The sequence below is a fragment of the Gammaproteobacteria bacterium genome (assembly GCA_033720895.1).
Lineage (GTDB): Bacteria > Pseudomonadota > Gammaproteobacteria > Natronospirales > JAJUFS01 > JAWWBS01.
In genome coordinates, this window is record JAWWBS010000117.1 from 1 (window position 1) to 2153 (window position 2153).

General features: G+C 61.7%; 2 protein-coding genes. One reads left to right on the forward strand and one right to left on the reverse strand.

The features are described from left to right. A partial coding sequence (locus tag R3217_10730; GenBank protein MDX1455918.1) for a cytochrome c peroxidase occupies window positions 1-1093 on the reverse strand: 1093 nt, incomplete at its 3' end. A gap of 258 nt (window positions 1094-1351) precedes the next feature. On the opposite strand from R3217_10730, the gene R3217_10735 reads away from it, so the two are divergent. Next, window positions 1352-2026 (forward strand): OmpA family protein, encoded by a 675-nt coding sequence (locus R3217_10735; GenBank protein MDX1455919.1) that lies wholly within the window; start codon window positions 1352-1354, stop codon window positions 2024-2026. Window positions 2027-2153: the final 127 nt, after the last annotated feature.

Here is a 2153-nt window from a genome sequence, read left to right on the forward strand (position 1 = left end):
CCTCGACATTCAGCAAGGTCGGGGTCCTGAACCTGTAACGGTCGGCCGGATCACGGGTGATTGGCGAACGGCCGAAATCGTCATTGGAGATGCCATGGCCCTTGCCATGGCCGATCTGCGGCACGGCCAGGACGTGGAAGTTCTCGTCAGTGAAGAAATCACCGGAGTGGCAGCTGGCGCAGCCAGCGCCGCCGTCGGCAACGTCCTTGAAGAACAATACCGCGCCACGCTTCTGGCTCTCGCTCAGCGCCGCTTCGTCACCGGCGACATAGTCCTTCCAGGCGTTCGAGGCGAACACCATCGAGCGCTGGTACTCGCCCATGGCAAAGGCGATGTTGTCGTAGGTGACGAGTTCGCTGGCGCCAAGTGCGGAGGCATAGGCTGCCTGGAATTCTGCAAGCCATTCGGTGCGGGCCAGTTCGCCAGCACCCACGCCGTAGTCGCCGAGACGCGCCGCGAGGTGGTCGCGAACCTGCTGGTTGCTGCCGAACGGCTCGAAGTTGACACCGCGCATCTCGCTGTTGGAGGTGATCGGGAATCGTGCCTGGGCGGCGATCAGGTTGTCGCCCGCATTCGGATCGGGATTGACCAGGTCGGAATCCGGCGTGTCGATTTCCACGCCCTCGCCATTGGCGCCCGGCGCCAGCGTCAGGACTTGTACCCGACCGTCATGGAACAACGAGACGTCATAAAGCCCCATGTTGAAGACAGTCGGCGCGTTGCGCGGCACGCGCGGATCGCCACCGACATCTTCGCGACCGGGCCCAAGCAGGTCCGGTTCCACGGCGCCCACGCCCACCGACAGCGACAGCTTGTCACCCCCGCCAAGCATCGGGTGATGGCAGGTCACGCAGGCACTGTCCATGTCGCCGCCGAGGCTCTTGGCAAAAAACAGCTTCTTGCCGAGCACGGCCACGGGATCGGTGGGTGCCGGCAGGTCACGGCCGGCTGCCGGATCCCCCGTCAGGCCCTTCTCGGCGATGATCTCGCTGAGTGTGGTATCCGTGTCGGAGCCGGAGCCGCCGCCACAGGCAGCGAGGCTGCCAAGCACAACAAGCAGGCCGGCCTTGCCAGCGAGCGATGATAAAGACATCAGGATAACCTCCGCGCTGGGCGCTGATCGCCCGGTAAACCCATAAGCAGTGGAGAGATAATCAAAAAATCTCTCGGACGTCTAGTGTCTATCCGGGAATGTACTGCTTTTCCCGACGAAATGCGTCGACAGCAAAACTGACGGTCGCGTCGATGAATTCGACATAAAAAGGTGACATTGGGTCTTGCGGTGACAGGAACCGCTCCAATTAGCTAGACTTGACCTCATCCCCAACATTCCTTCCCCAAGGAGACGTTCATGAGCAGCATTTCACGCTTGGCCGCCACTGCCCTGGTGGCTTCCGCCGTCTTTGCCAGCGGCTGCACGACACTGGATCCGTTCACCCGCGAGGAACAGACCTCGAATACCTCGACTGGCGCAGCCATTGGTGCCCTGGCCGGCGCCATTGTCGGTGCGGCGTCCGGCGATGATGCCAAGGAGCGCAAGAAGCGTGCCCTGATCGGCGCCGGTGTCGGCGCCCTGACCGGTGGCAGCATTGGTTATTACATGGACGTGCAGGAAGCCGAGTTGCGCAAGAAGCTGGAAGGTACCGGTGTGAGCGTGACCCGCGATGGCGAGAACATCATTCTCAACATGCCCGGCAACGTCACCTTTGATACCGACAGCACCAATGTCAGCGAATCCTTCAAAGAGGTGCTGGAATCGGTCTCGCTGGTGCTCGAGGAATACGAAAAGACCCTGATCGTGGTCGCCGGCCACACGGACAGCACCGGCAGTGCGGATTACAACCAGCGCCTTTCGGAAAATCGCGCCCTGGCTGTGACCCAGGTACTGAGTGATTACGGTGTTGCCGATGCCCGCTTCGTGATCATCGGCTACGGCGAGGAACGCCCGATTGCTTCCAACGAAACCGTCGGTGGCCGTGCGGAAAACCGTCGCGTCGAGTTGACGCTGGAGCCCCTGACCCGCTGACGGGTGCCAGGACCATTCGCAGGAAAGCCGGGCTCCTGCCCGGCTTTTCTTTTCGGTAGGCATGGCGGTACAACCAGCGTTTACATGTCAGAATGCTCCCATCGGAGCCAGAGCCGGAGATGACTGC

What these genes read in the sequence shown, in the direction of transcription:
- R3217_10735 (MDX1455919.1), top strand. Translation starts at nt 1,352, where the DNA reads ATGAGCAGCATTTCACGCTTGGCCGCCACTGCCCTGGTGGCTTCCGCC.